The organism is Candidatus Methylomirabilota bacterium, from assembly GCA_003104975.1.
In the GTDB taxonomy this organism is placed as follows: Bacteria; Methylomirabilota; Methylomirabilia; order Methylomirabilales; family Methylomirabilaceae; genus Methylomirabilis.
Map to the genome: position 1 here is coordinate 214246 of PQAM01000008.1, position 26520 is coordinate 240765.

General features: G+C 61.0%; 24 protein-coding genes. 14 read left to right on the top strand and 10 right to left on the bottom strand.

The genetic code is table 11. The features are described from left to right. The first annotated feature begins 145 nt into the window (after positions 1-145). Positions 146-886 carry a hypothetical protein gene (locus C3F12_04655; GenBank protein ID PWB47271.1) on the top strand — a complete coding sequence of 247 codons (741 nt, stop codon included), beginning with the start codon at positions 146-148 and terminating at the stop codon, positions 884-886. Positions 887-895: 9 nt separating this feature from the next. On the opposite strand, the gene C3F12_04660 is transcribed toward C3F12_04655, so the two are convergent. From C3F12_04660 to C3F12_04675, 4 genes are all read right to left on the bottom strand, one after another. After that, complete coding sequence (locus C3F12_04660) at positions 896-1705, bottom strand: SAM-dependent methyltransferase (protein PWB47272.1); 810 nt, start codon at positions 1703-1705, stop codon at positions 896-898. Positions 1706-1739: 34 nt separating this feature from the next. Then, positions 1740-2648, bottom strand: a complete 909-nt coding sequence (locus tag C3F12_04665) for a 2-dehydropantoate 2-reductase (protein ID PWB47273.1) — start codon at positions 2646-2648, stop codon at positions 1740-1742. Positions 2649-2750: 102 nt separating this feature from the next. Further along, entirely contained in the window at positions 2751-4109 is a 1359-nt protein-coding gene (locus tag C3F12_04670; protein PWB47274.1) for a sigma-54-dependent Fis family transcriptional regulator, read from the bottom strand. Beyond that, positions 4102-5868 (bottom strand): hypothetical protein, encoded by a 1767-nt coding sequence (locus C3F12_04675; GenBank protein ID PWB47275.1) that lies wholly within the window; start codon positions 5866-5868, stop codon positions 4102-4104. Before C3F12_04675 ends, C3F12_04670 begins: the two co-directional genes overlap by 8 nt. Before the next feature lie 170 nt (positions 5869-6038). Between C3F12_04675 and C3F12_04680 the strand changes: the two genes are divergently transcribed. Then, on the top strand, positions 6039-6593 hold the full coding sequence (locus C3F12_04680; protein ID PWB47276.1) for a hypothetical protein: 555 nt from the start codon (positions 6039-6041) through the stop codon (positions 6591-6593). Positions 6594-6701: 108 nt separating this feature from the next. On the opposite strand, the gene C3F12_04685 is transcribed toward C3F12_04680, so the two are convergent. Then, positions 6702-7604: a hypothetical protein gene (locus tag C3F12_04685; protein ID PWB47277.1), complete on the bottom strand. Its 903-nt coding sequence runs from the start codon at positions 7602-7604 to the stop codon at positions 6702-6704. A 181-nt stretch (positions 7605-7785) separates the two neighbouring features. Here C3F12_04685 and C3F12_04690 point away from each other — a divergent pair, with 181 nt between their 5' ends. After that, complete coding sequence (locus C3F12_04690; protein ID PWB47278.1) at positions 7786-8994, top strand: hypothetical protein; 1209 nt, start codon at positions 7786-7788, stop codon at positions 8992-8994. Between the two features lie 100 nt (positions 8995-9094). Here the strand turns inward: C3F12_04690 and C3F12_04695 are convergent, their stop codons facing one another. Then, positions 9095-9466, bottom strand: a complete 372-nt coding sequence (locus tag C3F12_04695; protein PWB47279.1) for a permease — start codon at positions 9464-9466, stop codon at positions 9095-9097. A gap of 249 nt (positions 9467-9715) precedes the next feature. Here C3F12_04695 and C3F12_04700 point away from each other — a divergent pair, with 249 nt between their 5' ends. After that, entirely contained in the window at positions 9716-10255 is a 540-nt protein-coding gene (locus C3F12_04700) for a hypothetical protein (protein PWB47280.1), read from the top strand. A 59-nt stretch (positions 10256-10314) separates the two neighbouring features. Here C3F12_04700 and C3F12_04705 read toward each other — a convergent pair whose 3' ends face one another. After that, the gene (locus C3F12_04705; GenBank protein ID PWB47281.1) at positions 10315-11325 is read right to left on the bottom strand and encodes a hypothetical protein; all 1011 of its coding nucleotides are present in this window, start codon (positions 11323-11325) and stop codon (positions 10315-10317) included. A gap of 211 nt (positions 11326-11536) precedes the next feature. Between C3F12_04705 and C3F12_04710 the strand changes: the two genes are divergently transcribed. The 10 genes from C3F12_04710 to C3F12_04755 all read left to right on the top strand — a co-directional run bounded on the left by C3F12_04710 (position 11537) and on the right by C3F12_04755 (position 23388). Next, a complete protein-coding gene (locus C3F12_04710; protein PWB47282.1) occupies positions 11537-12565 on the top strand; it encodes a rod shape-determining protein in 1029 nt (342 codons plus the stop codon). Positions 12566-12654: 89 nt separating this feature from the next. Then, positions 12655-13518: a rod shape-determining protein MreC gene (locus tag C3F12_04715; GenBank protein ID PWB47283.1), complete on the top strand. Its 864-nt coding sequence runs from the start codon at positions 12655-12657 to the stop codon at positions 13516-13518. Beyond that, positions 13515-13994 carry a rod shape-determining protein MreD gene (gene mreD / locus C3F12_04720; protein PWB47592.1) on the top strand — a complete coding sequence of 160 codons (480 nt, stop codon included), beginning with the start codon at positions 13515-13517 and terminating at the stop codon, positions 13992-13994. Before C3F12_04715 ends, mreD begins: the two co-directional genes overlap by 4 nt. Beyond that, the gene (gene mrdA, locus C3F12_04725) at positions 13901-15835 is read left to right on the top strand and encodes a penicillin-binding protein 2 (GenBank protein PWB47284.1); all 1935 of its coding nucleotides are present in this window, start codon (positions 13901-13903) and stop codon (positions 15833-15835) included. Before mreD ends, mrdA begins: the two co-directional genes overlap by 94 nt. Next, positions 15835-16950, top strand: a complete 1116-nt coding sequence (locus tag C3F12_04730; GenBank protein ID PWB47285.1) for a rod shape-determining protein RodA — start codon at positions 15835-15837, stop codon at positions 16948-16950. The genes mrdA and C3F12_04730 overlap by 1 nt, the downstream gene beginning before the upstream one ends. A 112-nt stretch (positions 16951-17062) precedes the next feature. After that, positions 17063-19882, top strand: coding sequence for an isoleucine--tRNA ligase (locus C3F12_04735; GenBank protein ID PWB47286.1), 2820 nt, complete (start codon positions 17063-17065; stop codon positions 19880-19882). Between the two features lie 100 nt (positions 19883-19982). Continuing rightward, positions 19983-20471 (top strand): signal peptidase II, encoded by a 489-nt coding sequence (gene lspA, locus C3F12_04740; protein PWB47287.1) that lies wholly within the window; start codon positions 19983-19985, stop codon positions 20469-20471. Continuing rightward, positions 20468-21451 (top strand): RluA family pseudouridine synthase, encoded by a 984-nt coding sequence (locus tag C3F12_04745; protein ID PWB47288.1) that lies wholly within the window; start codon positions 20468-20470, stop codon positions 21449-21451. Before lspA ends, C3F12_04745 begins: the two co-directional genes overlap by 4 nt. Before the next feature lie 617 nt (positions 21452-22068). Further along, positions 22069-22545 carry a hypothetical protein gene (locus tag C3F12_04750; protein PWB47289.1) on the top strand — a complete coding sequence of 159 codons (477 nt, stop codon included), beginning with the start codon at positions 22069-22071 and terminating at the stop codon, positions 22543-22545. A gap of 144 nt (positions 22546-22689) precedes the next feature. Beyond that, positions 22690-23388 (top strand): hypothetical protein, encoded by a 699-nt coding sequence (locus C3F12_04755; protein PWB47290.1) that lies wholly within the window; start codon positions 22690-22692, stop codon positions 23386-23388. Positions 23389-23476: 88 nt separating this feature from the next. Here C3F12_04755 and C3F12_04760 read toward each other — a convergent pair whose 3' ends face one another. The 3 genes from C3F12_04760 to C3F12_04770 all read right to left on the bottom strand — a co-directional run bounded on the left by C3F12_04760 (position 23477) and on the right by C3F12_04770 (position 26396). Then, positions 23477-24283 carry a hypothetical protein gene (locus tag C3F12_04760; GenBank protein PWB47291.1) on the bottom strand — a complete coding sequence of 269 codons (807 nt, stop codon included), beginning with the start codon at positions 24281-24283 and terminating at the stop codon, positions 23477-23479. Between the two features lie 23 nt (positions 24284-24306). Then, entirely contained in the window at positions 24307-25425 is a 1119-nt protein-coding gene (gene ald / locus C3F12_04765; protein ID PWB47292.1) for an alanine dehydrogenase, read from the bottom strand. Positions 25426-25709: 284 nt separating this feature from the next. Beyond that, on the bottom strand, positions 25710-26396 hold the full coding sequence (locus C3F12_04770; protein PWB47293.1) for a phosphatase: 687 nt from the start codon (positions 26394-26396) through the stop codon (positions 25710-25712). Positions 26397-26520 lie beyond the last annotated feature (124 nt).

A 26520-nucleotide genomic window follows, 5' to 3' on the forward strand; every position in this document is an offset into this window, starting at 1 on the left:
GCTGAGATTGCCGCGCACCCTGCGAGTGCTCGCAAGGACGAATCCCGAGGGATGCGAACGAGAACAGCTTGACGTATATGTCGGCCTGACCTATGCTTCACCTCAAACCACCGAATAGTTGTTTCTGAAGAGAGGAAATGAACCCATGAAAAGACAATCGCGCTGGATCTATCGCCTGTGTGTCGCCATCCTACTGCTCGCTGTTCCAGTTCATCCCCTTCACGCTCAGGAGATTCGGGATGATGCTGAGGCCCGTACCCTCCTGGAGGAGGCCCGCAGGCGGGTGGTCGTGTGGGATCACTTCCCGGGTTTCACGGCGAAACTAACGGTGGACCGGGATGGCAACAGGTCAGGCGGTGAGCTGACGGTCCTGTCTTCCGGAAAGGTGCAGGTGGAGTTGCAAGACCGGGAGACGGCAGAATGGGCCGGCCGGATTTTGAAGTCGCTCGTCAACCATAGGCTGAAGCTGGACACTCATAAGCATGAGGAAGCGCCGATTGGCTTTGGTCCAGAAGATCAGCATCCACAAGGCCGCCTGGTGAAGAAAGGCGACCGCGCCTCATCGACTTACCGCATCAAGGATCGACAGATCGTCCAGGTGAATCAGAAGACCGAAAAAGGGTGGTTGAGCCTGAACGTCTTGGAGTACACCCCGACGCTTCATGGCTCGTTACCCAAGCAGGTAGCCGTCTTCCAGTTCGATGAGAAGGGTTCACTTGCCACAAGCACTGTCTTTACCGATGAGTACGTCGAGGTCGAGAGTTTCTGGCTCCCAAGGTCTCGCGTGATTATCACTGCCCAAGGGGGGAAGATCGAGGTTGCGAGGCTTCAGTTCCACGAGCACCGCTTGCTTCCGAAAGAAGCGGCCAGGACCCCTGGCCCCTGATTTCCGACGCTATGAATTTTCCTTTTCGGCGACCAGCATAAGCGCCGCCAGGTTTCGGTCGTACTGACGGAATACCCGGCGCATCGCGTGTATTCGCTGGCGCGCCGCCGGATTCCGCAGCACGTTCCAGGCAATCCGGGCCATTCCAGCCACACCCTCATTCCGGATCATCTCGGAGGGCTCAAGCAGGTGCATCGGTGCAGTGGCCTGCGCCGTAATGCTCAACCCTTCATGTTCCAGCAGCGCTCGCCATTCCGACCCGGTCATCGGCCGCACCCCCACATGAATCGATTGCGAGAGCGCCCGATTAATGGCGTCTCTGATTGCCGTCTCGATATCGTCCGGAACTAAGGCCAATTCATGGATGCCGCAACGCCCACCCGGGACCAGCAGACGCTTGGCCTCTTGGATGATTGTCGCCTTATGTTCCGGCGTCTTCATGCTCAGCATCGCTTCGCAGTACACGACCGTAGCGCAGGCGTCCGGTAGACCTGACTCTTCCGCTTGTCCGACCACACAGCGCTGATTGTCGCCGGACAGATAGCCTCGGACCCGCGTGGCGGCGACCTCGTCCGCCTCTACCGCGGTATAACTGGACGGAGATTTCGCCAGCACTATCTGCGCCGTCACACCCAACCCAGGCGCAAATTCGACGACCCGGTCCGTCGATCGGATATTGAGCGCATCCAGCATCCGACGGGTGAGTTCAAGGCCACCGGGACGCAACACCCGTTTGCCCATCTGCGCCAGCAGCCAGTGCCCCGGCATCTTCTCGACGTGCAGCCCGTGTCCCGGCAGGACCTCTTTGTGTTCACTCATACGCTTTTCCGCTTTCCTTTGAAATGTTGGGGACTCAGTTCGTGCCCTGCAACCTCGACAGGAGGGCATAAAGGGCGAAGTTGCAAGGCGCCTGCAGCCCGTATTCGGCCGCCTTTCTGACGATGACGCCATTCAAGGCCTCATGCTCCAAAGGCTTGCCTGCCTCGTGGTCCTGCAGCATCGACGTCTTGACATTATAATGCTGAGAGAACGTGACGTTCCGTTCCCACACCTGCTCAAAAGCAAGGCTGATCCCTGATGCGTTCGCCACAGTGACGACCTCCGCCGTCACCAACCGCGCCAGTTCAAGGGTGTGCGGGTTCTCAAGGATGACCTTGACGGGGCCGCCAACCAGTGTATTGATCGCATTAAACGGGGCATTCCAGGCGAGCTTCGTCCAGAGGACTGTTTTCATATCGGATGAGATATCGGCCGGACAACCGTACCGCTGAAAGAACGCCTTGAGCCCGGAAACCCGCTCGCTGACACCGCCGTCGAACTCTCCGAACATGATCTTCCCGCTCTCCTGATGAAGAACGAGCCCGGGTTCCGGCGCGCTCGCCCCGATGTAGGCAACCCCCGCCAAGACCCTATCCTGTCCGATAAGGGCTGCGATTGTGCCCTCGTTGTCGATCCCATTCTGAAGCGAGAGCACATCTGTCTGCTCCCCGATTAATGGGAGGACCTGGCGAATCGTCGATTCGGTATCGTACGATTTGACGCAGAAGAGGACCAGGTCGACGGGACCAACCTTGGTGGGTTCATCGGTCGCACTGACGCGGACGGCGAAGTCCCCCTTCCAGCTCTTGACCGTGAGGCCCGTCGCCCTGAGTGCCTCCAGACGCTTTCCTCGGGCGATGAAGGTCACATTCGCGCCGCCCTTCGCCAGCAGCCCGCCGAAGTAGCCCCCAACCGCCCCCACCCCCACCACCGCGACGTTCATGACGTTATCTCCGCCCACGCTGTCCTGGGTCGCCGTTTCCGCGTTGTAGGCCCCAAGTATCACCCCCTCTGACTTGATGCCCGGTAGCGAGAACTCGTCGCTTCACAGGGGAATGTTGTAACGCTTGATCTTGCTGTTGAGGGTTTTGAGGTCGATGCCGAGCAGGCGAGCAGCCTGCATCTTTTTGCCTTTGGTGTGATCGAGCACCCGGATAAGGTGCAGCCGCTCCATCTCCGCCAACGAGACGGGACCGCCCGCGACGCCGCTCGGGAATCGGATATTGGGCGGCAGATCCTCGGGTCCGATGACGTCGCCGGGGGTAAGGATCTGCAGGCGCTCGATCGTATTCGCGAGCTCCCGCACATTGCCCGGCCACGGATACTCCGCCAGTGCATCGATCGCCTCATTGGAGATGGCCTTGGCCTTCTGACCTGTGACCCGGAATTGCTGTAAGAAATGCTCAACAAGGAGTGGAATGTCCTCCTTCCGCTCACGGAGCGACGGCAGCGTCAAGCCGACGACGTTCAGTCGATAGTAGAGATCCTCGCGGAACCGTCCGGTCCGCACCTCGTGGGTCAGGTCCTTGTTGGTTGCGGCAATGATGCGCACCTCAACCCGGTGGACCCGTGTGCCCCCGACCCGCCGCAACTCCTTCGTGTCGAGCACCTGGAGGAGTTTGGCCTGCATGGCCGGGCTCATCTCTCCTACCTCGTCCAGCAGGAGCGTCCCGCCGCCCGCGACCTCAAAGAGACCCATCTTGACGCTGACGGCGCCGGTAAACGCCCCCTTCTCGTGTCCGAACAGTTCACTCTCCAGCAGAGGATCTTGAAAGCCGCTGCAGTTGATGATCAGGAACGGCCCATTGGCGCGACGGCTCGCCATATGAATGGCCTTGGCTACCAGGCTCTTGCCGGTTCCGCTCTCGCCCTGAATCAGGACGCTCGCTTCGCTCGGCGCGATTCGTCGTACGGTCGCCAACAGAGAGGCCATAGCTGAGCTGTGACCGACCATAATCGGGGCGGGTTCGCGCTGGGCAACCATGCGCCGCAGGGCCGTATTCTCCGTACGCAGACGCTTACGCTCGGCGGCCCGTCCTAACACCTCCTCCAATTCGGCGAGCTTGAAGGGCTTGGTCAGGTAGTCGTATGCGCCCAGCTTCATGGCCTGGATGGCGCTGTCTACATCGGGATGACCGGTCAGAATAACCACCTCCGCCGCACTTCCCGAATCGCGAATCCGACGGAGCGCCTCCATCCCCCCGATCCCGGGCATCTTGAGGTCGAGGAGGACGACGTCGAACTCCCGCGCTCGCAACTGTTCCAGGGCCTCTTCACCGTTTGCAGCGCAGGTAACCATATAGCCCGCCCGCGGCAGCTCCATCTCCATGAGCAGCCGGATCGGTCGCTCGTCATCGACAACCAGCGCGCGGGTCGCGCCGCCCCGCTCACTCGCTTCAACCATCTTCGCCCCTCGCCTCCGTGGGATCAGGTTGCTTTTCATCTCTCTCGGCGCGGTCGGCCAGCGGCAGGCTGACGACCACCGCCGTACCCTTCCCGACCCCCTCGCTTCGTACCTCAATACTGCCCTTGTGCTGTTCCACGATGCTCTGGCTGATGGCCAGCCCGAGGCCCGTCCCCTTACCTACCTCTTTGGTGGTAAAGAACGGATCAAAGGCCCTCGACAGGTCCTCGGGCGAGATCCCGCTCCCCGTATCCGATACGCACACATCGAGCCACACCTGTTCACCGGCCGATTCGGTGATCCCGCGACGACGATGGGCCTCGATGCGGATCTCTCCGCCGCTCTTGATGGCATCGAGCGCGTTGGTCAGCAGGTTGAGGAAGACCTGCTGCAGCATCTGCGCATCGGCCATAACCCGGCTCCCATCCGGGAACGGCTCCACGACGATCCGTTGGTTTTCGAGGCTGGCCTGGCGCTCAACAAACGACACGGCATGCGACACCACATCATACAGATCGACCAGACTGAAGGTGGGCTCGCGCTGTCGCGCAAAGTCGAGCAGGCGGCGAACAATCGTCGCCGCGCGGGCCACCTCGTCCTGGATCATCGAGACATACTGCCGCCACTCTGCAAGGGAGGCAAGATCGCCGACGGCCGCTGTCTCGACACGCCGCTGGAGGGCCTCGGAAAACCCGGCTACCGAGGAGAGGGGATTATTCAGTTCATGGGCGAGGCCGGCAGCCAATCGACCAAGCGACGCGAGCTTCTCCTGCCGCACCAGCAACTGCTGCGACTGTTTTAGCTCATTATACGAACGGCGCAGTTCCGCATACAGGCTGGCATTCTCCAGCGCGATGGCGGCCTGCGTAGCCAATGTGATGGCGACGGTCTCATCCTCCTCGCTGAACTCGTCGGCGCCCTGCTTTTCCGTTACGTAGAGGTTGCCGAGGACCTTCCCTTTTGAGATGACGGGGACACCCAGGAAGGAATGCATGGCGGGGTGGTGAGGCGGGAACCCGTGCGCCCGCGGGTCCGCCATGAGGTTTGTCAGGCGCAGGGGCTTCCCCTCGCGTACGAGCACGCCCAGAATCCCCTTCCCCACCGGCGGCGGACCGATGGCCTGCCGTGCGGTTTCCTCGATCCCCGCCGTAATGAACCGACTGAGCCCTCCCTTCCCGTCCAGGACACCGAGGGCGGCGTATTTGGCGCTCATCAACTTGCAGGCCATGTTGACGATGCGCTGCAACACCTCTTCAAGTGAGAGCTTCGCGCTGAGGATCATCCCGGCCCGCACAAGCATTCGAAGCTGATTTATCTCGCGTTTGGTTGTTCGCTCCCTTTCCTCCACCCACGTCAGCGTGATCAGGGTCTGAAGCCGGTGCGCTACGGGAGCGTAGAGGTCGACAAGTCCGGACAGACGATCGACGTCTCCCCGATACGTTCTGAAGAGCGATTGCCTGCACACATCGTGCAGTATCGCCAAACGATCGACGATCTGTTCCGGGGTCCGGCCTCCAAGCACCCCCTGCCGCGCTCTCAGATGGGCATAGGCCATAGCCGTATTGTACTTCCCGCTCTCCAGGCACTCCTGAAAGACAGCACAGAGCGTGCTGGATTCGGTCTCTATCTCCTCAAGGGTCAGGCCCTTGAGGAGACCTTGCACCCGCATCCGACGAACCCACTCTCGCCGGAGCGCGTCGCCGTGCGCTGAGAAGTGCCTGACGAGCTCGTCATGCAGTGCAGTCGACTTTCGAATCATGAATGTACGCCTCAGTAGCCCCTTCGGGAATGGTTCACACCTGTCATCTTCCGACAACAGATGCGTCCTGTCCCCATCGATGGAGAACGGGATGAACGTCGGGTTGACACACCGATCGAAGACCTTTATGCTCCTATCCTCAATGCGGCTGCCGCGGAAAAAGACACAATATGAAGCTTATCGAACAGATCCTCAGTACAAAGGTCGTCTACGCGGGGCACTATCTTTCGACCGAACGACAGACGGTGATCCTGCCGAACGGGCGGCAGGCGATCCGCGACATCGTCCGTCCTCCCGACGCGGTGGCTGTCGTGCCGATCGATAACGACGGCCGAATCTATCTGGTTCGGCAGTACCGGCCGGCCATCCGGCGGGCTATCTACGAGATCCCTGCCGGGATCATCGATCATGGTGAACGTCCTGTGGCAGCCGCCCGGCGGGAGTGCGAGGAGGAGATCGGGCTGCGCCCGCGCCGGCTGCTCCGACTGTGCACCTTCTACTCCTCGGTTGGCTTTTCCACCGGTTCTATCCGGCTATTCCTCGCTCAAGGGCTGGCAGCCGGCCGGAACAGACGCCACGACGATACCGAGTTTCTGCAGGTCCATGTAATCCCGTTCGAACAGGCCTATCGCTGGGTCTTGTCGAACACGATTGTCGACGCCAAGAGCATCATCGGAATTCTCTGGGCCAAGCAACGGCTTGACCTCCCCACCCGTTCGGGCTGAGCCTGTCGAAGCCCCGTGTGTGCACCCTTCGACAAGCTCAGGGTGAACGGAATGTGTAAACGAATTTAAGCATCAGCACACTGGAAATATTCAGTATGGCCCTGCTCGTCACTCGCGACCCAGAAACTCCAGGATCGCTCGGTTGGTCGGATCAGGCGTCTCCCACATCGGGATATGCCCGCTTTCTTTGATGACGACCAGGCTGGAATCCCGGATGACGGCGTGAAGTTGCCGTCCGACCTCCACGGGCAATACCTCATCCTGTTCGCCCCAAATGATCAGCGTCGGCTTGCGCAACGTTTCCAATATCCGGGCATACCGACCGACCTCGTCGGCGTGGCGCACCGTCGAGGCCAACACCCGTGCCGTTCCTGCGATACGACTGATCCGATATTGTCGTTCGACGACGGCGTCGGTGACCAGCCGATGATCGTAGACGATCTGCGTGAGGGCAGTGCGCACCATGCGACGGGTTCGAATCGCAACAGCCAGATACGGCAGGAGCGGGACGTGACGGATCGCGAGGAACCCGCGCAGGAGACGATTGCGAACGGCAGCCACCACCCGCGGGGGGATACTGTCGATCAGGACGAGCTTGCCGACACGCTCGGGATGAGCCAGGGCGAACGCCCAGGCGATCCCCCCACCCATGGAATTCCCGATCAGATCGGCTGTCCTCACGCCGACCTGGTCCATGAACTGCCTGATCATCTCGATAAAGAGGGACGGCGCATACTCAACCCGCGGCCGATCCGAATAGCCGTATCCGAGGAGATCGGGGATGTACAGGCGGTACCGTTGTGACAGCGCCGCAACCTGCCTTTCCCACATCCAGATCTCTCCCCCAAGACCGTGAAGCAATACCAGCGGGGGCCCTTCGCCGGTAGCGACATACGCGACCGTCCCCCTGTCAATCCGCGCCGCGCGCGGTTCGAGGGTCGGATTCCAGTCAAAGGTTGCCGGCCGGATCGGCCGCCGGACATCAGCCGTTGCTGTCGCGTTCCCACCCATCGAGACCCTATCCGTCTCTGCCTCCTCCCTACGGCGTGTCGTCGGATCGATGCCATGGCTTCGGCGCCGAAGGCGGAAGCGAAACAAAACAGTTGCAGAGATCACAAGAATGTATTAGCATCACCACGTTTTTTTGTCCACCCTCTCCTTGGTGGACACCGGCAAGACGGTACCTCTATTGATGCGCTTTATACTGCTTCGGTCGATTATTCTCGCGATACTGGTCGCATCGCAGCTCTATCTCTTCGTCAGAGGAGATCGAGCACTGAAACGATTCCCCTGGAACTCGCGATACAAGGCGCTGCTCCGCCTTATCCTGATCGGGTTCCTTACATCGACGCCGATCATCTATCTCGCCTTCGCCTTTCGATGGGCACCGCTGGAGCATCCATCTCCGCTGATCCTCTATACGGTGATCTATCCGGCCGCCGTCTGGAGCTTCGGATCGCTGTTTTCATCCGCGTTGCTGCTCGTAGCGGGTCTGGGTGGCCGATGGGTCATATGGATCCGCGCCGCCATCGCTAAACCGACCGGAACATCTGCGCCTATGCCGTCGTACGATTCCTCGCGCCGGATATTCATGCAAACCTCGTTAGGCGCGCTGGCCGCAACACCTGTATTGATTTCAGGCTATGGGGCCGCCTACGCAAGCAATGGGTGGGAGGTGGAGGAGGTGCATCTTCCCTTGAGCTCGAACCGGCCCTTTAGTCCCCCGCTCAAGGTTGTCCAGGTGTCCGATATTCACTCCGGCCTCTTCATGACCCCCGCTCAGATGCGCCAGTGTGCCGAGGCGATCCGTCGACTGGAGCCTGACCTGTTTGTGCTGACGGGGGACTTCATCGCGAATTCGGCAGCCGACCTTCCCCCCTGCATCGAGGAGATGGCGCGGGTTGAGAGCCGGTATGGGAGTTTCGCCGTCCTGGGTAACCATGATCTTTGGTACGGCAAGCCGGCGCAGATCATCGTCGCCTTCGAGGAAGCGGGAATCTCGGTTCTTCACAATGCGCACCGAATCGTCGACACCGAAGGCGGCCCTATTGCCATTGCCGGTATCGACGATCTGCGCGTCGGCCGACCCGATCTTGACGGGGCGCTGGACGGCCTGAATCCGACAACCCCGGCGATCCTGTTGTCTCATCGTCCCGAGATCTTCCCTCAGGCCGCCGCTCGCAACATCGCCCTCACCCTGTCCGGCCACTACCATGGGGGGCAGATCAAGCTGAGTGCGCTCGGACTGAGCGTCAGTCTGGCTCATCTGCTCAGCTCATACCCGGAGGGGCTCTACCGCCAGGGGCGCTCCCACCTGTACGTCAACCGCGGCCTCGGGACCACCGGCACTCCCGTCCGCGTCAACGTCCGTCCGGAGATCACACTCTTCCATTTGACCTAAGGGCGGCGGATGGGACAGACGGCCTGGTCGTGAATGGGGGCGTTCGTACAGGACAGCGGACAGGCCGAGCGCCTTGGAATGACCTCCAAGGTGTAGCCCGCTATCTGGAAAAGATCATCTTCAGCGAGATCAGGAAGAGCGCGGCCCCGAACAGCTTTTCCAGTACCGAGTTGGACAGGCCGACCGCCAACCTGGCGCCGAGTAATCCGCCGACAAAGAACCCGACACAGATCAGGCCGGCTACTCTCAGGTCAACATACCCTTTGCTGTAGTACGTCCATGCCGCCAACAGGCCGATAGGCGGCACCAACAGGGCCAAGGTCGTGCCCTGGGCCTGATGCTGCGACAATCCGAACATGAAAACCAGCACCGGGATGATGATCACGCCCCCGCCGATCCCGATCAATCCGCTGAAGATTCCCGCAACCACCCCCAGAAGCACGTAGAGCAGTGTCTCCGACATGCGCACCATCCTCGAATGAGCCGACGCCGAACGCGTCCGAGCCGCACGTTCCCGCGCTCTATAATCAGCGGCCCAACGCCACGAAATTGTACAGTCCCCCGCTTGCGAAAGGCAAGCGCTTTCCACCCCCACTTCCCCCACGCATCGGATGTGACCCGCAACACCGGTACAACGTAGTATAATTTAGTTGGTGTGGGTCGACAGGCGAACGTTCGATAAAACCAGGGTGACGGATGATCCTGGACAGGAGGAGCGATCATGAGACGACGGGCAAAGATCGGTACAGGAACGACGATACTACTGCTCTGCTGTCTGCTCGCGGCTGCCCCCGTGTGGGCGGCGTCGGCCGCAATCGGCGGTGCACGCCCGGCCGGGATCAACGCGGCGAATGGGTCGACCGCAATTGTGACCGCTCAGACGATTCCCTCCTCTTTTGCAGAGGTTGTTGCTGCCTTTACAGCCAGCCCAACCGCCGGGGGATTGGGGGATGCGATCGCGGCATCACGCGACACCTTCTCGAGTGCAGAGACGATTGAGTTCAACGGCGTCCTGCTGGAATCCGGCTTAGCGGGGACTACGCGGAACCTGGCGCTCTATCTGTTTGACCTGAGAGGAGGGCTGGCCTCGGGCCCTTTCTTGCTCAATAATGTCGTCGCTCCTGACGACCGAACGGACTTTTTCATGTTGCAGGAACCCGGATCGCTGGGGGTGACAGGGCGATTTAATTGGGTGATGACGATCAGCGATGTCTTTGGGGGGTTTTTCGTGACCGGACTGCACGGTATTGAGATCCAGTGAGGCGGGGCGATACGTCGCGATCGGCCGTACGCCTTGAACGAATCGGCAGCGGTTGGCAGTTAGAGGTTGGCCGTCTCGATCTCGACCTTTGCCTTGGCTCGGACCTGACGAACCCAGTCGGCGAATACCTGCTCCCGCTTCCTTTGCAGAAGCCCACGGCTGAACTGGGCCTTTTCGCGTTCGAAGTCCGCAGGGCTCGGATCTTTCCGATCGATCACGCGGAACAGATAGCCCCCCTTTGCGCTCGCGATGATCGGGCTGATCGTCCCCCTCTCCATCGCCAACGCCGCCTCCTTGAACCTCTCCTGGTCCGGTATCTGTGGGAGGTTGCGATCCCATGAGAAGAGGTCGCTGACCACAGGCCTGAGCCCGGACGCCTTTACGATCTCATCCCACGATTGTTTTTCCTTCACCAGTGTGGCGACCTTTTGGATCGTAGCCTGTTGCGTCTTAGGATCCGAGAACGACAGGTACTCGACCTTGACGGAGGCTCGGTTAAAGCGAAACGCCTCCCACGCCTCATTTGGCAGGAGGTGAACTCCCCCCTTCACCCACTGCTCGACCCTGCGCAGCAGGAGATCCTCGCGCAGACTCTCCTCGAACGCCTCCGGGGTCAGACGCACCGATTGAAGGGCCTGGAGATATCGGTCCCGCTTAAAGCCTGTCGCGTCGCTGAAGGCCGGTATCGTCGTGATCTCGGCGACCAGTTCGTCCGGACTGATCACGATCCCCAACCGTTTGGCCTCTTGAAGGAGCAAACGGCGTCCGACCAGCGCCTCCACAACCTGTCCCTTCAGGTTCAGTTGATCGAGGATCTTTTCACTGAACTTATCACCCAACTGCTCTTGGTACTGACGATATTGACGCTGGTAGGCCTGCTGATATTCCGTGTAAGGGATCTGCTCGCCCTCGACGGCGGCAACGGCGTTCTGCCGACCGGGCCCCGATGTGGAACGAAATCCCCAGACAAAAAAGGTGGTTCCTACAAAGGCCGCGATCACCAGCCACAACGTCACCTTCAGCACATTGCTATACCCTCGCATTCGCTTCAGCACGGTTCCCTCCATCATGTTCCCATCATCCACCTATCGATCTAATATAGTGATTTTTATGCTATCGCATTGTCGGGGCCGACGCAACCCCCTTTATGGTGCGGGCGGGATGTGAATTCCGGATATCACTTGTATTGTGCAGGGTTCTATGCTAAAAAAATCTGTATTTTTGTATGCGTAGAGGTTCCCCCTTACCTTGGGCGTTGCACGTTGGAATGAGGAGCGGTCTATGATTTTCGACTGGTTTTTCGGCTTGTTCTCCAATGATCTGGCCATCGACCTCGGTACCGCCAACACCGTGATCTACGTGAAGGGGAAGGGGATTGTGCTCAGCGAACCGTCGGTGGTGGCGATCAAAAAGGGGACCAATATGGTCCTGCAGGTAGGACGCGACGCCAAGGAGATGCTTGGTCGAACCCCTGGGAGCATTGTCGCGATTCGCCCGTTGAAAGACGGGGTCATCGCCGACTTCGATATTACCGAATCGATGATCAAGCATTTTATCGTCAAGATCCACAACCGCAAAACCCTTGTCCGACCCCGAATCGTCATCGGCGTCCCTTCCGGGATCACCCAGGTCGAGCGACGCGCCATTCGCGATGCGGCAGAGCAGGCCGGCGCGCGCGAGGTCTACCTGATGGAGGAGCCGATGGCGGCGGCTATCGGGGCCGGACTGCCGGTCCAGGACCCCGTCGGCAGCATGATCATCGATATCGGTGGCGGCACGACCGAGGTCGCCGTCATCTCCCTGGCGGGGATCGTCTACGCCCAGTCGGTCAGGATTGCCGGGGACGAGATGGATGATGCGATTGTCCAGTATCTCAAACGGAAATACAATCTGCTTGTGGGCGAACGGACGGCGGAGAGCGTGAAGATCCAGATCGGCTCGGCATTTCCGTTCGACGAACCCCATAAGATCGAGATTAAAGGGCGCGATCTGATCGGCGGTATCCCGAAGACGATTACCATCAGCGACAGCGACATCCGCGAGGCCCTCCACGATCCGATCCATGCGATTGTCGATGCGGTCCGAACAGCCCTGGAGCGGACACCGCCGGAACTCTCCGCCGACATCGCCGATAAGGGAATCGTCATGGCGGGCGGTGGGGCCCTGTTGCACGGCCTGGATGTGCTGATCTCCCATGAGACCCACCTCAAGGTGCGGGTAGCCGAAGATCCGCTCTCGTGCGTCGTTCTTGGGACAGGGAAGGCCCTCGACGAGTTGGACCTTCTCAAGCGGGTGTGTCTCGAGGCATAACGGTGGTCTGCCGCAGGCTTGCCGATCGTGTCGTCTTCGCGGCACACTTCTCGCCGCTCTCCACCGCTCCGTAGGCAGTACAGACAGCCATGACCCGACTGCTGCTTCGATATCGACGGATACTCGTTCTTTCAACGGCCCTGCTCCTGGCCTTCGTCCTGATGACGTTGCAGGCACGCAGCGGGGGCTCCGTCGCGCTCACCGCAAAACAAATCCTCCTCACCTCGATTTCGCCGTTCCTGCGGATGATGACCAAGAGCGTCGATGTCACCACCATGGTCTGGAATGAGTACGTCGATCTTCGTCGGGTTCGCCGTGATAATCAACTGCTGCGGGAAGAGGTTCGGCAACTTCGTGTCGAGTTGGGAGAGCTGCGCGAAACCGCCCTGGAACACGCCCGCTTGAGCCGTCTTCTGCAATTGGACGAGCGGGTGGAGACGAAGGCGGTCGTCGCCAGGGTGATCGGCAAAGACACGACCAACTGGTTCAGATCGATCCTGATCAATATAGGCACAAACCGGGGAATCCGGCGTCATATGGCGGTCGTCACCAATGAAGGACTGGTAGGGCGGGTGGTGGAGGTGACGGCGCTCTCGTCCCGGGTACAGCTTATCACCGATCCGGAAAGCGCGGTCGGCGTGCTCATCCAGCGAAGCCGCGCCATTGGGGTCGCGGCGGGAAGCCAGGACGGGGCCATTCGAGTCGAGTATCTGCCGTTGATGGCCGACGTGGCCGTCGGGGATCGGATCATTACCTCCGGCATGGGCGGCATCTTTCCGAAGGGTATCCCCGTGGGTCAGGTCGTGCGGTCAAGCCGCCCCACAAACGCCACGTTGTTCCAATTGATTGAGGCGCAGCCCTACACCGACTTCTCGAGCCTGGAGGAGGTGATGGTGCTTACACGACCGCCGGCAAGCGGTCTGCCGTGGGCTCGCGAGGAGCCTTCGCCATGATGATGTTTCTGCCCGCGCTCCTGGCCGTCTGCCTGCTCCAGACCGCCATCGTCCCCCACCTCGCCATCGGCGGAATTCAGCCGGACCTCTTTCTTGTCCTTCTCTTCGGAGTGAGCCTCTCGGTCGGACCGGAACCGGCGTCCGTTGCCGGCCTGCTCATCGGACTGTATCAGGACTCGCTGTCGGGCGCGCCCCTTGGCCTCAGCGCATTCACCTTAAGTCTGATCGGCTTTCTGGTGAGCGGATTGAGCGAGCAGGTCAAGACAACCCAGCCGGCCTGGCGATTTGTGCTGCTCTGCCTGGCCGGTCTCTTGTCCGGGCTTATCACGCTCTTGCTCCTGCGTTTCTTCCATGCGCCCCGCCCTTTGGCCTCCGCCCTGCTATGGACCGCACTTCCCGGAGCGCTCTACACCGCGATAGTCGGGACCGGACTGCTCGGTATGCTGAGGCCGAAGACCAACAGGGGTGTAGCCTGATGAGCGGTGAACGCGACATCTCCAACCGCACCGCCCCCTTTCAAAAACGGATCAGGGTGGCGGCCGCTGTCATCTCTGTCGGCATCCTGATCCTGGTGCTTCGCCTCTGGGCGCTGCAGATCCTGGAGGGCGATCGCCTGTACCAGCTTTCCCTCAATAACCGTCTGCGGCTGCGGCCCGTTGAGGCGCCCCGCGGGCTTATCTTCGATCGACACGGAGAGCTCATGGTCGAGAATCTGGCGTCCTTCGACCTGTATGCGACACCGGAGGATATGCCTGATGTTGAAGAGACCGTACGGCGCCTTGCAGTGATCCTCCAGGTGTCACCGGACGAGTTGAGGCAGCGCCTCGCCCAAGGGCAGGGCTCGTCGTCACAGCCGGTACTCGTGCGCAAAGGGGTGGATGAGCGAACCGTGATCGCCGTCGAGGAGCAAAAGATCGATCTGCCCGGCGTCAGCCTCCAGGTCAGGCCGGTGCGCGCCTATCCGAACGGCGGATCGGCCGCCACCCTGCTGGGCTATGTCACCGAGGTGAGCCATACGCAACTGAAGTCGAAAGAGTTTCGAGACTTCCATCCGGGCGAGACGATGGGGCAGGCCGGGATCGAGCGGCGGTACGACGCGTTCATACGGGGCGTCGACGGCGGGAAACAGATCGAGGTCGACGCGGTCGGACGGATCAGCCGCCTGATCCGACAGGTTGAGCCGCAGTCCGGATTCAATCTCCACCTCACGCTCGATAACCGGTTGCAGCGGGTCGCCGAGGAGGCCCTGCAGGGCAAAGCCGGCGCGCTCATCGCCGTTCATCCGTCGACCGGTGAGATCCTGGCGATGGTCAGTCAGCCGTCATACGACCCGAATCAGTTCTCTCAGCGCCTGACGCCCGAGCAGTGGCGGAAACTTGTCGCCGATCCTCGCCATCCTATGCAAAATAAGGGGCTCCAAGGCCAGTATGCGCCGGGCTCGATCTTCAAGCTGGTGACCGCGCTGGCCGCCCTCGAGAAGGGGGCCATCAGGCCCGACACCAGGTTTACCTGCGACGGCACCTTCAATCTCGGCTCGCACGTCTTTCACGACTGGAAGAAGGGCGGCCACGGGTCGCTCGATCTTCAGCAGGCCATCGCCAACTCCTGCAATATCTACTTTTATCACACAGCCCTCAAGGCCGGGATCGGCGAGATCACCCGCGTAGCGCGCGAGCTGGGGCTTGGCGCCCCTTCCGGGCTGGGCCTTGGGAGCGAGGCCAAAGGGATCATTCCCCCCAAAACGGCCGGTTCGCCAGAGGCGGCCGGATGGTACCCCGGCAATACCGTCATGGCCGGAATCGGGCAGGGGATGGTCACGGTCACGCCGATGCAGGCCGTTATGATGGTCTCCGCCATCGCGAACGGAGGAACGCTCTACCGTCCATGGGTCGTGCGAAAGGTCGAGGCGCTGGATCGTGAATTGATTGAAGAGTACGGCCCGGAGCGGATCCGAACCGTCAATATCGATCCCGACAACCTGGCGATCGTGAGGGAGGGGATGCAGGCGGTCGTCAGTGAAGGAACAGGGAACCGCGCGAAGATCCCCGGGCTCAGGGTAGCCGGCAAGACAGGGACCGCCCAGGTTGTAGAGAACAGCGATTCCCAGCGAGGCGACAAACGGGATCATGCCTGGTTTGTTTCGTTTGCGCCCGCAGACCATCCCCAGATTGCTATCGCCGTCGTTGTGGAACATGGCGGGTTCGGCGGTCAGGTCGCTGCACCGATTGCGCGAAGCCTTCTGGAGGCATGGTTTAAGCTATCCGACGAGTCGATCCCGACTCAACCGGCTGGACCTGAACCGACAGAGGGCGACTGATGGACACCTACCTGATGTCGACCTCGCGCCGTACACTGCTGACCTTCGATTGGCGGCTGTTCGCCGTCGCCGCCGGGCTCGCCGCTCTGAGCGTCCTGGTCATCTACAGTACCAGCGGGGCGCATGCCTCGCTTGCCAGACAATCGCTCTACCTGAAGCAGGCGACGTGGGCCGTGATCGGGCTTGTCGCGGTGATCCCGCTCTGCCTCTTCCCCTATCGGGCGACCTCACACCTGGCGTATCTCATCTACGGTTTCCTTTTGGTTTCACTGGTGCTTGTCTCACTGATCGGCCGTTCCGGCCTTGGCGCCCAGCGATGGCTCAGCATCGGACCGTTTGCCTTTCAACCCTCCGAGTTCATGAAGCTCTCGCTCATCATCCTGCTGGCCCGTTACTTTGAGGATCGGAGGGAGCAGTTGCATACATCCCGGATCTTTGTTCTGCCGATTCTGCTTACCCTTGTGCCGATGGCCCTGGTCCTGCGCCAACCCGATCTTGGGACCGCTATCATGCTCCTGCTGATCGCTGCCAGTATCCTGATCGTCATGGGACTGAAGATCCGCTATTTCCTGTTGGTCGGCGCGGCCGGGGCTGCCGTGACCCCGATCCTCTGGCATTTCCTGCACGACTACCAGAAGAATCGAATCCTTGTCTTTGTCTATCCCGATATGGATCCGATGGGGGTAGGCTACCATGTCGCCCAATCGAAAATCGCCGTCGGCTCAGGGGGGTTCATCGGGAAGGGATGGATGGCGGCCACGCAGAGCCAGCTTAACTTCCTGCCGGCCAATCATACCGATTTCGTCTTCGCCGGACTGGCGGAGCAGTGGGGTTTCATGGGCGCGCTGGGTCTGCTGCTGGTCTATGCCTACCTCCTGTCACGGGGACTGCGTCTCGCCAAAGACGCCTCGGATCTGTTCAGCATGATAACAAGTTTCGGTATCGTCAGCATGATCGCGTGGCAGATGGTGATCAACATCGGAATGGTGACCGGCATCATGCCGGTCGTCGGGATTCCGTTGCCGCTGCTTTCCTACGGCGGGTCGTCTATGCTCGTCAATATGCTGGCCGTCGGTCTTCTGCTCAACATTCAAAAGTATCGCTATCAATATTGAGACAGGACTGAAACCTTGACAGACACCATCGTCACTGCTATGAGAGACAGGGTTGAGGGTCTAGGGGGTAGGGTGTCGTTACGCTCGGCCTCCTACACCCTGGAGTTCAGGGATGAACTATAAAGAGACGCTGAATCTGCCCACTACGGCCTTTCCGATGAAGGCGGATCTCCCCGTGCTTGAGCCGTCGATCCTGGCGCGGTGGGAGACCTTGCGTTTGTACGACAGAATCCGTGAGGTCCGTGCTGATCGGCAGGTCTGGATTCTCCACGACGGCCCCCCCTACGCGAATGGCCACATCCATATCGGCCATGCGCTCAATAAAATTCTGAAGGACATCGTGGTCAGGTCGAAGTCGATGTTCGGCTATCACGCGACCTATGTCCCCGGATGGGATTGCCACGGGCTGCCGATCGAACACCAGGTCGATAAGAACCTGGGCAGCAAAAAAGCGGAGGTGTCGTTAGTCGAAAAGCGTGCGCTCTGTCGCGAGTACGCCGCCAGGTTCGTCGACATTCAGCGGGACGAGTTCAGGCGTCTCGGGGTGCTCGGCAACTGGACAGCCCCCTATCTCACCATGGATTACCTGTACGAGGCGACGATCGTCCGTGAGATGGGGCGGTTGTTCGGAGCGGGTGTCGTCTACAAGGGGAAGAAGCCGGTCCACTGGTGCGCCTCATGCCGGACCGCCTTGGCCGAGGCCGAGGTCGAATATGCCGATCATACATCGCCGTCCATTTACGTCAAGTTTCCGCTCACCCCGGATGCCGCGGAGCGCCTGCCGGTACTGCAGGGGAGACGGGCGTTCGTCGTCATCTGGACGACGACGCCGTGGACGTTGCCGGCGAATCTGGCCATCGCCGTCCACCCGGACGCACCCTACGTCATCGTCGAAAAGGGTGACGAGTATTTCATCCTCGCGAAAGATCGGCTGGAGGTAACGCTTGGCGCCGTGCAAGTACAAGAGGGTCGGGTCGTCGAGGAGGTGACGGGCCGCACGCTGGAAGGGCTAACGGCCAGGCACCCCTGGATCGACCGATCTTCAAGGGTCGTATTGGCCGACTACGTCACGATGGACCAGGGGACCGGGTGTGTCCATACGGCGCCGGGCCACGGTGTCGAAGACTATGAGACCGGCCTCCGCTACGGCCTCGATATCTATAACCCGGTCGACGCCGCCGGTCGGTTCGTGGCGGATCTTCCGCTCGTCGGCGGCCTGAGCGTCTGGAAGGCCAACGGGACGATCATTGCCGAACTTGAGCGCCGCGGCCTGCTGCTGTCTGAGGTACAGGTCGAGCACTCCTATCCCCATTGCTGGCGGTGCAAGCACCCGACGATCTTCCGGGCGACCGAGCAGTGGTTCATCTCGATGGATGCCGCCATCCTGCCTGATGAGGGGGGCGGACGGACCGGACTGCGCGCAAAGGCCCTGGCGGAGATCAAGCGAGTCCAATGGATTCCCTCCTGGGGTGAGGATCGGATCAGCAATATGATCGCTTATCGCTCGGACTGGTGCATCTCGCGGCAACGGGCCTGGGGGGTTCCGATCGTCGCCTTCTACTGCGCGCATTGCGGCCATATCCTGGCCGACCAGCCCCTCGCCGAGCATGTGGCGAGCATGATGGAGCAGGCCGGGGCCGACCTCTGGTATACACACACGGCCGCCGAGCTGTTGCCGTATGGGACCGTCTGTCCCAACTGCGCGAAGGCCGACTTCGAGAAGGAACAGGACATCCTGGATGTCTGGTTCGATTCCGGTGTCAGCCACGCGGCCGTCCTTGCGGTCAGGTCCGACCTGCAGTGGCCGGCCGACATGTATCTGGAGGGGAGCGATCAGCATCGAGGGTGGTTCCACAGCTCGCTGCTCACGTCGGTCGGGACCAGGGGACGGGCGCCCTATCGATCCGTTCTGACCCACGGCTTTGTCGTCGACGGCGACGGCAAAAAGATGTCCAAATCCCTCGGCAATGTCGTCGCCCCCCAGGAGGTGATCGAACGGTATGGCGCCGAGATCCTTCGTCTGTGGGTTGCGGCCGAGGACTACCGCGACGATATCCGCATCTCCGAGGAGATCTTGAAGCGGCTGGCTGAAGGGTACCGGCGGATCCGGAACACCTGTCGCTATCTCCTGGGCAACCTGTCCGACTTCCGGCCGGCCCACGATACGTTGCCGCTCAACGAGCTCGAAGAGATCGATCGGTTCATCCTGCACCGGCTGGGTCGGCTGATCGAACGATTGCGCCGGGCCTACGAGAGCTATGAGTTCCATCTCCTGTATCATGGCCTGCACAACTTCTGCGCCGTCGACCTGTCGGCCTTTTACCTGGATATCCTCAAGGACCGGGTCTACACCTCCGCCCCACGCTCCCGTGCCCGGCGCGCCGCTCAGACCGCGATGTATCTGATCCTTGATGCGCTCGTCAGGCTGATGGCGCCGGTCCTCGCCTTCACTGCCGATGAGGTCTGGCAGTTGATGCCGAAGCAGGGGGGCGAGGGGGAGAGTATCCACCTCGCCGAATTTCCGACCGTCCGGTCCGATCTATTGGACGAGGCGCTGGAAGCCCGATGGGAGGTCTTGCTGTCGATCCGCGATGAGGCGCTGAAGGCGCTTGAGGCCGCACGCAAGGCCAAGCTGATCGGGACCTCGCTGGAGGCGCGGATCGATCTGCTGGTTGAACCCGCTTTATTGCCGATCCTCACCCAGTACCAGGCCGATCTGCCGATGCTGTTCATCGTCTCGGCCGTGAGCATCGCCGGCCTGGCGGAGGCGGAGGCAGCCGGCAAACGGGTTGAGGTACGGGTCGAGCGAGCCGAGGGGTCCAAGTGCGCCCGCTGTTGGACCTATAGCGACAGCGTGGGCCGGTCCATTCCGTATCCGGACGTCTGCGCCCGGTGTGCCGGCGTCCTTGAAGAGATAGGGTATGGAGGCTAAGAGACCGGGGTGTAGGGTGTGGGGTGTAGGGTGTGGGATACGTATCCCACACGCCACGTCCCCGATCCAGCGCCCAATGCCTCATATCCCCCACTGACCGATGCGGTTCTATGCGGTTGCGCTCGCCGTTGTAGCGCTCGATCAGATCTCGAAGCTGTGGATACAAGCGACGATCCCCCTCGGTCACAGCATCCCCCTGATCCCTGATTTCTTCGCGATCGTCCACGTCCTGAACCCCGGCGCGGCATTCGGGTTATTGGCCGCACAGGCCGCAGGGGTCCGCAACCCCTTCTTCATCGGCATCTCCCTGCTGGCCATCGGGTTCATCCTGTACTATCGGCATCGCCGGCTTGACGACCATCCGTTGGCCTCTCTGGGGCTGAGCCTGATCCTCGGCGGCGCCGTAGGCAACCTGACAGATCGGTTGAGGATCGGCATGGTGGTCGACTTCATCGATGTCCACTACTACCAGTACCACTGGCCCGCATTTAACGTGGCCGACTCCGGTATTACCATCGGTGTCTCGTTGATGATGCTCACACTCATCCTCGATGAGCGTCGAGGGCGCCATCGCGGGCCGGCCTCATGAGCGCCGATGAGGTCCGCGAAGTCGTCGCCGATGCCTCGGCGAGCGGTCTGCGCCTGGATCGCTACCTGACGGCCGCCACCGGCCTCCCACGCTCCCAGATCCAGCGCTTGATCAAAGGCGGCCGGGTGCTGGTTGATGGTCGCTGCCCGAAGGCGAGCGCCACAGCCGTTCCCGGCCAGCAGATCCGTCTCTCGATCCCTCCGCCGCAGCCGTCCAGCCTTACCCCCGAACCGATTCCGCTCGACATCCTGTACGAAGACGCCGATCTGTTGATCCTGAATAAACCGGCAGGACTTGTCGTCCATCCGGCCCCCGGACATCAGGCCGGCACCCTGGTCCATGCCATCCTGTATCACTGTCCCGACCTGCCGGGGATCGCTGAGGAGCGACGGCCGGGCATTGTCCACCGCCTCGACAAAGAGACGTCGGGCGTCATGGTCGTAGCCAAGACCGACGCCGCCATGGCCTCCCTGGCCGGTCAGTTCAAGGGACGGCGGGTGAAGAAGACCTACATCGCACTGGTGCATGGAGCGGTGAAGGCACCCGAGGGACAGATCGCGGCCGACATCGGCCGTCACGAACGGGATCGGAAACGGATGGCTGTCGGCACACGCAAAGGCCGGGAGGCGGTGACGACCTATCGAGTGATGAAGCGTCTCCCCGGCCTGACGCTGCTTCAGCTTCAGCCGTACACCGGTCGGACCCACCAGATCCGCGTCCACCTGTCGGCCATCGGCCATCCGGTCGTGGGCGACAAGGTGTATGGGGGACGAAGAGAACGCAAGCGGGAGGCGGGAGGCGGGAGGCGGGAGGGGACAGCGGAGCGGCATCTGCTGCATGCGTGGAAGTTGGGCCTCTTCCATCCAAGGACCCATGAATGGATGGAATTCGAAGCCCCGCTACCGGAGGATTTCAGACAATGGCTGTTCGATCAATTGTCAGCGGACGCTACCTCCACCGGATTGTCTCTAGTGTTCTGAGCCTGAAATCCCTTCATATTTCTGGACGTCATTCCGGCCACGCCCGCACAGCGGGCGCGAGCCGGAATCCAGGAGACAGTAACGGGAAAGGATACCCGGTCAATAACTGTTGCTCATAATCCCTGGGATGCTTGCGCGGCTCGTTATCAGAGGCCGGAATAGCTGACACAAATGCAGCGTTTGCCACCGTCAGGATTCACAGGGATTTGTTGCTAACTCCTCGAGAACGTTATACCACCATCTGCCGTAACTTCATGCCGGGATAGTCGAGATGGGCCGATCAGCATACGTAATAGTTATGTCCCCAATGGAGAGAGATGGATGGAACGCGTAGATTGGTGGAAGAACTTCAGCATGCAAGCCGAACTCGAGGTGTCCGGGGCCTTCATTTACATCGGTTACGCCCTTCCAAGAATTACACGCCTATGTAATTTTTGCGTGGCCTCAGAGACACCATCCTGACACGCGCCAAGCAAGAAGGCCCCACAAAATCAGGGCCTTCGGGAGGCGCCTCGCTTGGCAACATCTATGCAGCATCAATGCGACCTCGCCTAACAGGACGACGCCGCCGCCGGGTCGCGTCTCCCATGTCTCAAGACACGAAAGGAGGGTGTGAGATGAAGTACGCGCTGGTTGTCGCCGGCCTTGCTGTCGCAGCCGCCTCGGACCTTGCGATGAGGCCCGCACCGGTCTGGGCGGACAAATTCAACATTGGCGTGAATATCGGGGTACCGGCGCCTCCACCGCCTCCGCAGATTGCCCTGATTCCGCCGCCGCCACCGCCGATTGCCCTGGTAACGCCACCGCCGCTGGTCGTCGTCCCCGGCACGCCGGTCTACTACGCGCCCGGCTTAAGCCTGAATTTCTTCGCGTATGGCGGGCGATACTACAGCCACCATAACGGGGCCTGGTTTGTGGCTGCGAACTCCACCGGCCCATGGACCTTCATCGCGGCGAACCGGATTCCCCGACCTGTCCTTGCCGTACCCGTATCCTACTACAAGGTCCCACCCGGCCACAGGAAGAAGATCGGAGGCCCGCCGCACCGGGGCGGCCACGGGAAGGGACGCGGGCATAAGTGGAAGGATGATTAGCGAGACAGTGAATCGGATCAGAGAGGCACGTGGCCCGCCTATGATGGGAACCGCGGGTTACCTGTGTAGCCCCAGAGCGAGAGAATAGATCAGATCGTGGCGGGCTTGAACACATCATTATGCCAGCATAAGGAGGGGAGCACGATGAGAATAAGAGTGGACAGGGGTTTGGGCGTGGGGGTGATGCTGCTCGCATTGTTGATGGTTCTGGCTGTGCGACCTGCAGAGTCCGCACGGCGTGGCCGCTCAGGGCTGCCGCCGGGGCCGGGAAATCCATTGGCCGCCCTACAGGAACAGATTAATGGTTTGGATGCGCGGCTGGACGCGCTAGAGGCTACCGGCAATGCGCCCGCCGTCATGTGGATCGAGCATCTCGATTTCCTGTCTGGTGATCCGACTGACCTGACGACCTCGTTTAACTCGACCAGTTCCGGCATCGGGGGCGGTCTGGCAGGCTTGATTATTACCTCCGCATCCGTAGGGGACACGTTCCCGGCCGGAGGTAATAAGGTGATTGAAAAGGCGATCCAGGTGCCCCCGCGCTTTACTGTGACTGGTGTGCGCCTCTGTTATGAATGGTCTGCCGGCGCGACAAGCAATATCACCCAGATTCGGCTCGCACAGGTCCAGGACCCACCAAGCAGTGCCCTCGTACTCCTCGACGATGCAACCGTGCAACCCAACGTTGGCCCAGCGGAAAACTCGGTGTGCGTCGATAGCGCTGCAACATCAGTTGATCCAAGCCTGGGCGCCGTTCTGCTGGGCTTAAGGTTAAATATTGGTGATACTGCCGACAGGCTCGTCCTGCGCGGCGTCGCCCTGCACCTTGCGCCTACACCCTAACCTTCGCTGCATATTGAACCAGCCTGAATGACGGAAGGTAAAGGCGGCGGGGCAACACGCCGCCTTTACCTTCCGCGCATCGCACCGTTCACGGTTTCTCCACCGTCACAATTCTGGTAGAACCGCACCGCAGGAATTTCCCCAGCGCCAGGTCGAACGTCATCACGCGGGAAAAGAGGGCGTCGAAACCTGGGGCCTCCTTCCGTTGGCGGAAGAGGAGCGACGGAGGGAACAGCATCGTCAGGATGTTCATGCTCCGGACCTCAATAAGCCGCAGATTGTGTGCCTGCAACAGGCGCGTCAACTCCGGCCAGGTGAAGGTCTTAAACTGCATCTCCTTCCACTCCCGCAGGTGTCCACCCTTGGTCGTCAGAGCCTGCCACAGCTCTTTCGGCAGATAGAGCAGGTCGGGACACCACTTCGAATCGATCTCGAACGAAATCAGGCCGCGCGGAGCGCAAACCCGGACCATTTCTCTCAATACCACATCGACTGCGGTAAAGTTGTGGCCGATGACATCGCCGTAGGCCACCATCGCCTGGGCGCATCCGTCTTCGAATGGCAGTCTGGTGATGTCGCCGGTTACAAAGCCGACGTTGGACCGACCATCACATCGTCTGCGGGCCGCCTCGATCATCTGACCCGAGATGTCGATTCCGATCACCGGACCGCGCCGTCCGGTCAGCAGGATCGTCTGCTTGCCCGTCCCGCACCCCAGGTCAATTGCCAGGCCGTCGGGCCGCTCGCGGTTAATCCACTCGACCGTTTCTTGATACACCCGGTAGCATTCGGCGAAATAAAACTGGCTCTCGATCTGGTCGTACTCCGCCAGCATGGCGTTATAGACCGCCGCCACATGGGAGCCGACATCATGCCGGTTATGCTGAGCCGTCATAGGAGAGGGGACGTCGTCTCGCGTTATTGCTTGGCCGCCTGCAAGGGTGGAAGATAGGCCAGGCCGTGCGCATCGGCGACAGCGGGATGGGTGACCTGACCGAGGGCAATGTTCAGTCCCAGCGCAAGTTCCTGACACTCCAACACCGCCTGGCGCCAGCCGCGGTCGGCCAGTCGGAGGGCATAGGGAAGGGTGACATTGGTAAGCGCAAAGGTCGAGGTCCTGGCGAAGGCGCCGGGCATATTGGCGACACAATAGTGGAGGATACCGTCTACGACATAGACAGGATCGCTGTGAGAGGTAGGGTGGCTGGTCTCGATGCAGCCGCCCTGGTCGATGGCCACGTCGACAATGACCGATCCCGGCTTCATGAGCACGATCATCTCTCGGGTGACCAGCTTGGGCGCCCTGGCCCCGGAGATATAGACCGCTCCGATCAGGATGTCGGCCCGCCGCACGCACTCTTCGATGCTCATCTGATTGGAAATGAGGGTCGTCACATTTTCGGGCAGGATCTCGTCAAGGCGGCGCATACGGGACTGGTCGATATCCAACAGATAGACCCAGGCGCCCATTCCGGCCGCCACCCGTGCGGCGTTAGCCCCGACGGTACCGCCGCCCAGGATGACGACGGTGGCGGGGGGGACCCCGGGGACCCCGCCGATCAATACGCCCCGCCCGCCATACGGGGTGGCCAGGTAGTGCGCCCCGATGTGAACCGCCATCCGTCCGGCAATCTCGCTCATCGGCTCAAGCAGCGGCTTTCGCCCGTCCGGCGTCTGTACGGTCTCGTACGCTACCGCCACCACCCCCCGCGCAAGGAGTCGTTTGGTCAGTTCGGGCATGGGCGCCAGATGCAGGTAGGTAAACAGTACCTGTCCCTCCCGGAGCATCTCGCACTCATGATGGATCGGCTCTTTGACCTTGCAGATGAGGTCGGCCTCACCATAGACGGCCTGCGGATCGTCCGCCAACTCCGCCCCGGCCTTGGCGTAAGCCTCGTCCGGCAGGCCCGAGCCGACCCCGGCCCCTCGCTGGACCAGCACGCGGTGTCCATGCGCCCGCAGCGCCTTTACGCCGGCCGGTATGACCGCGACCCGGTTCTCAGCCTCTTTAATCTCTTTTGGGACCCCAATGACCATCGCAACTCTACAAGTTTTTCCCCTCTCCCTCTGGGAGAGGGTGCGGGTGAGGGCACTTGCTGTGCAGACAGTGACATATGATCCTTGACAATGTCAAGGATCGATCCCTCCACGCCATACGTCAGGCGCAGGTGGCGCGCCCATTGGCGTGAAAATCCCGCGGCTCCGTCATTGCGAGCGACCAACGAGAGCGCGGCAATCTTACTGTACTCTACGCTGCGAAAGACGGTGAGATTGCTTCGGTCGCTGCGCTCCCTCGCAATGACGTGAGTGGAGGGCTTTGTTCAGTCCAGGCACAGCCGTTCGAGAAGGGTGAGATCCAGATATTCGAGACTTCTGGCAACAAGTTCCGCGCCGGTGAAGTCCTGCCCCTTGGTATAGTCGTTGTAGATCACCGCGCAGGGCAGACCCGCACCCTGAGCCGCCTTGAACCCCTTTTCAGAGTCTTCGATTACCAGGACCTCAGAGCTGTCGCATCCGAGGCTCGCAGCGCACCGGGTATAGAGCGCCGCATTCTTCTCGCCGGCGTGCTGGCCGAAGATCGGATCAAAGACATCGAGCGCCTCGGGGATCTGCGCCTTCAGCAGCGCGATGATCTGCTCTTCGTGGGTGACCGACACGATCGCCAGTCGAACACCCCGATCGATCGCCTCGCGGATGATCCCGGCGACGCCGGGCCGAAGCGGCAGCCCACCGACCCGCTTCAGATATAACGCCTTTTTCAGCTCGAACAACTCCGGCACGATCCGGTCGATGTCGGCCTCTGAAAGCGGCGTCTGGGCCGAGAGCGCGAGTCGCATCCGCCGGGCATTGCCGGGGATCTTCAGCAGTTCCCGGAACTCCTCCCAGCTCCAGCGGATATTGAATCCCATCTGCGCAAACGCCTCGTTGCAGGCGACCAGATGGCCGTTCCGCTCCGTATCGGCCAGCGTCCCATCAACGTCGAAGATCATCGCCTTGAGTCTGCCCATCGCTCCTGTGACTCTTTCGCTCACTACCGATTTACCGCCCTCCTCGATCCAAAGGTCCGGTCATTGCGAGCGACCAAGGGGAGCGCGGCAATCTCGCCGTTGTTATTCCGAAGCACTGCGAGAT